Origin of the sequence: Rhodopirellula maiorica SM1, assembly GCF_000346295.1 — a bacterium.
GTDB lineage: Bacteria > Planctomycetota > Planctomycetia > Pirellulales > Pirellulaceae > Novipirellula > Novipirellula maiorica.
In genome coordinates this window covers 1-4,624 of sequence record NZ_ANOG01000972.1, presented here as the reverse complement: position 1 = coordinate 4,624, position 4,624 = coordinate 1, and the positions used below count along the sequence as shown (strand labels likewise).

The 4,624-nt window shown below is 53.4% G+C and carries 5 protein-coding genes; 4 read left to right on the top strand and 1 reads right to left on the bottom strand.

What is annotated here, in order from left to right:
- The 4 genes from RMSM_RS41495 to RMSM_RS37595 form a co-directional block, all read left to right on the top strand.
- A partial coding sequence (locus tag RMSM_RS41495) for a hypothetical protein (RefSeq protein ID WP_040770505.1) occupies positions 1-357 on the top strand: 357 nt, incomplete at its 5' end.
- Positions 350-712, top strand: a complete 363-nt coding sequence (locus RMSM_RS31390) for a response regulator (protein ID WP_008707070.1) — start codon at positions 350-352, stop codon at positions 710-712. The genes RMSM_RS41495 and RMSM_RS31390, both read left to right, overlap by 8 nt.
- Before the next feature lie 38 nt (positions 713-750).
- Complete coding sequence (locus tag RMSM_RS31385; RefSeq protein ID WP_008707068.1) at positions 751-1,140, top strand: response regulator; 390 nt, start codon at positions 751-753, stop codon at positions 1,138-1,140.
- A gap of 43 nt (positions 1,141-1,183) precedes the next feature.
- On the top strand, positions 1,184-3,802 hold the full coding sequence (locus tag RMSM_RS37595) for a CHASE domain-containing protein (RefSeq protein WP_008707066.1): 2,619 nt from the start codon (positions 1,184-1,186) through the stop codon (positions 3,800-3,802).
- A gap of 197 nt (positions 3,803-3,999) precedes the next feature.
- Here the strand turns inward: RMSM_RS37595 and RMSM_RS41490 are convergent.
- On the bottom strand, positions 4,000-4,624 hold a 625-nt coding region (locus tag RMSM_RS41490; protein ID WP_040770503.1), incomplete at its 5' end, for an FAD:protein FMN transferase.

Sequence of the window (4,624 nt, the reverse complement as noted above, 5' to 3'; positions counted from 1 at the left end):
AACGCCGAGATCGAACCCGAGGCCAGTCACCGCGCCGACGAGATTCACTTGCTGCTGAATTATCTACTGCATTCTCACGATCTGTTGATCAAGACGAGCCCGTCGACATGGTTGGTGGTCCAGCATGCGAATCCCGAAAGTGCCGCATCATTTCTTTCGCGAATGGCTAAGGAAACCACATCGCTCAATCGCAATCGTCCCCAAGGTCCCTTGCCTGTGCTGGATGTTCAGCAGCAGGGAATATTATCCATCCATGCAAGCGGCGATGAATTGATGCATCCGATCCGGTGTATCGCAAATGCTGCCTTTCCTTCGTTCGCGCTATCTCCCGACCATTACGAGGTGAACCATGTCTAAGCAAACACGTGTTTTGATCGTCGAAGACGACGAAGCCATTCGATTCGGAACTCAGCTTCGATTAGAAACTCGCGATTTCGCAGTCAGCACAGCGATCGACGGATGCGACGGACTGCAGCAAATCCGAGCGGATCAGCCAGATGTGATTTTGATGGACATTCGCATGCCCAACATGGACGGACTAACCGCGTTGGCGGAATTAAAAGCCGATCCCACAACAAGCGAGATCCCCGTGATCATCGCGTCGGCAAGTTTGGGCGACAAAACCACGGCGCTTGATATCGGGGCCAAATATTTCCTTTGCAAACCATATTCGAATGACGCATTGTTCGCGGTGGTTGATTCCTCGCTGTAATCCGTTTTTCCCATTCTTACACTTCAGGCACACTGCCAATGCAATCGCTACACGTCTTGGTGATCGAAGACGACGTCGACTTCGCCAACACCTTAGAAATGACACTCCGTGCATCACATCATCATGTCACAGTGACGCACAACTGGTTGTCGGTGATGGCAAAACTGCGAACCGACGACTTCGATCTGATTGTTGCTGATGTAGAAACACCGACCGGCAATGGATTGACGGCGTTAGAGTTTCTCAACCAGGACGATGCGGTAGCCAAAATCGAAAAGGTCTTTGTCACGGGCCGCGATGATGCGGAAACAATGCGTCGTTGCCGGGAAATGAATGCCGCGTATCTGCACAAAACACCTCGCGTGTTTGCGGAACTCGACGAATTCGTTCGCTCGATTTGCAACACACCTGCGCGGGTTCACGCCTAACTCGACGCTGCCGTGTTACTCTTCTCCCACCAAGCCACCGCTCATGAACACGACCTCCGATACGCAATCCGATGGCGTCCGCAGCACCTTGGTGGCAGCGGGAACGATGCGTTGGTTTCACTGGGTGATCGTCGTTTTTTCGCTCGGTTTGACGCTATTGGCGTGGAACTATTCTCGCAACCAACTCCACGCACGAATTCGTTTGCAATTCGATCGTGATGCCGATCGAACGGTCGAACTGGTTCGTGAACGGATGCGAAAGTACGAAGACGCATTGTGGTCTGGCGTCGCGTTTATCGGCACGCTCGATGGAAATGTGGATCATCAGAAATGGAAACGCTATGCCGCATCCATTCAGATTGAACAGAAGTATCCTGGAATCAATGGCATCGGAGTGATCCAATCGTTGGACGATTCCGAATTCCCCGCGTTCTTGCAGCGTCAACGCCAAGAACGTCCCGGTTTTACCGTACATCCGCCAAGCGAACGAGACGAATATTGGCCGATCACGTGCATCGTTCCGCTGCAGGAGAACGCCCAAGCGCTGGGGCTTGATATGGCGCACGAATCGAACCGGATCACAGCGGCAAAAAAGGCGCGTGACACAGGACGAGCTCAAGTCACCGGCCCCATCGTGTTGGTTCAAGACTCGATGAAGACGCCTGGATTCCTTTTCTTTGCTCCTTTTTATCAAGGTCGCCTGCACCAGCATGACACGGTCGACGCTGATCGTTTCGCCGGCCTCGTTTACGCGCCGTTCGTGTTCAGAAAATTGATGAAAGGGACTCTGGCAAAACAGAACCGTCACGTTGGAATCCGGATCGAAGATGCGGGCGAAGTGCTGTTCGATGAACACGTCACTAGCGACGCCGATTTTGACCCCAATCCATTATTTAAAAAAACAATCGATGTCGCCGCCTATGGTCGAACTTGGACGTTTGACGTGTGGAGCACCAAGTCGTTCCGAGCGAATGTCGACACGACTCAACCGTTGACCATACTCGCCGCCGGCTTGATCATTGACGGCTTGCTGATCGGATTGTTTCTGTTGATTTCAAGCGCCTCGCGAAAGGCACTTCGCTTGGCTGATGAGATGACGCGAGATTTGGAAAATCTTCGTTTGGCCGCGGATGTCAATCAGATCGGAGTATGGGATTTTGATCCGAATAGTGGCGAGGTCCGGTGTGATGATGCGATGTACCGATTGTATGGCCACAACCGCGACACGTTCTCAGCAACCTACGATGCATGGTTACACAGTCTTCATCCCGACGATCGCAATGCGTGCAACGCCGCATTTCAAAACGCTTTGACCGGAGAAAGCACGTTTGATTGCGAGTTCCGCATCATTCACCCAAGCGGAGCCGTCCGGCATATCAGCGCCAAAGCGATGGTATTTTTTGACGAAGCGGGACGTCCCGTTCGCATGCTCGGTGCCAATTCAGACATTACCGATCGAAAGCATGCCGCATGTGAACTAGAGTCCACCCGCCGATTGCAAGCCGCGATTCAGAACGCCGCCGGGGTCGCCATCATTGCCACCGATCCACAAGGCAGGATCGTCGTTTTTAATGACGCCGCGCAGAAAATGTTGGGCTATAGCAAAGATGAAATGATCGATCGATCCAACCCGGGCGTGTTTCATGACAGCGTCGAAGTGCGGGAACGGGCAAGCGAACTCAGTGAAGAATTCGGACGCGAAGTGGAACCAGGATTCGAAGTCTTTGTCATCAAGGCACGTCAAAGCGAATCCGAGCAACGGGAATGGACCTACATCCGCAAAGACGGCAGCCGGTTTCCCGTGCTGTTGACCGTGACGGCACTCCGTGACCAAGACGAAAACATCACCGGGTACCTTGGGATCGCTGCCGACATCTCTGAACGCAAACTTGCCCACGAGCGGATTGAAAAGGCGAATGCAAGCTTGGCTCGCAGCAACGAAGAACTGGCCCAATTCGCTTACGTCGCCTCTCATGATCTGCAGGAACCGCTGCGAAAGGTCAACTCGTTCTGCGAATTACTCGAACAAGATTGTGGCAACGAACTTAGCGACGACGCCAAACTGTATATGTCGTACATCATGGACGGTGGCCGCCGGATGAGAACGTTGATCCAAGATCTGTTAGCCTATTCGCGAGTGGAATCTGAAGGTCGACGCTTGTCGCGTGTCGACGCCAACGAGACCTTGCAATACGCCATCGACAATCTGTCCGAGTCGATTCGCGAATCCAACGCCCAGATTACCCATGACACCTTGCCGATGGCCCAAGCGGACCCAGGGCAACTCGCGCAACTATTCCAGAATCTCATTGGCAACGCGATCAAGTACCGCGGCGACAATGATCCCCGTGTTCATATCCGCGGCGAGGTCACTGGATCACGGTGCATTTATTCAATCGAAGACAATGGGATCGGAATTGATCTGTGTTACCGCGAACAGGTCTTTGGTGTCTTCAAACGATTGCACAATCGCAGCAAGTACAAGGGCACTGGAATCGGGTTGGCAATTTGCAAACGCATTATCGATCGCGTCGATGGCCGCATCTGGATCGAATCATCGGAAAGCGGCGGATCAATCTTCCGTTTCGAGATTCCGCACGGATTAGGCGATGAGCTAAACAGAGAAAACCACCTGCAGCTTGCAGCATGTGGTGCGGACTGAGCCGGTTGGAAAATTCTTTTAGCCACTTAGGCAAACGCAGCGAGGCAATTTTTGTGACCCAAATGCGTAAGTTTCAAAGCTGCGTTTTTGTATAGAGGGGCAACGCCCCAGAAGTTTACCTAGCCCAGCCCAACGGGCTGGGTCCAAGCAAATCAATGAACCGTAGGGCCAACGGCCCGGTCGTTTGTTCGGATCCACTAAGGCTGAGCGGCGTCTTTCTTTGTTTGGCTTTCCTTCATCTGCTCGCGGAGCTCTTGGCAGGCGTCCGACGGGTTGCTGCACAGCGAGCAACTGACACTGCCGTCTTCGTTTTTCTTGCCGGCCAAACCGCCACACGAACCACTGATGGATTTGCGTCCGAAGATGACTCCGATCGCCATCGCGCAGAGGATGATTCCGAATCCGATAACCGTGATGATCAAGGTGGGCAGCATGCGAGTATACAGCGATGGTAGTTCATTAGAGGAAGCTTCGACTGTGGGATGGGCTTCGGAGGTCGTGCTCGCTTTGGGCTCGACTGCGTAGCTGGAAAGGGATCCGGTTCCGACACGCACAAATTCATCGCCGCGTCGCCGGATGACCAAGACGTCCAGAGCCTGCTCCGCGGCAACCTTGATGCCTTCGTCGGCGCCAAGCACGTTGATAGCAGTCGCCCATCCATCCGCTTTCATGCATGTATCGGCGATCACCGACACCGAGGCCAAATCATGTTCGATCGGGCGACCGGTGCGAGGATCAATCGTGTGTGAATAGCGTTTGCCATCGACTTCGAAATAGATGCGGTAGTCACCGAGGTGGCCATTGCTTGATCTTGCATCGGAT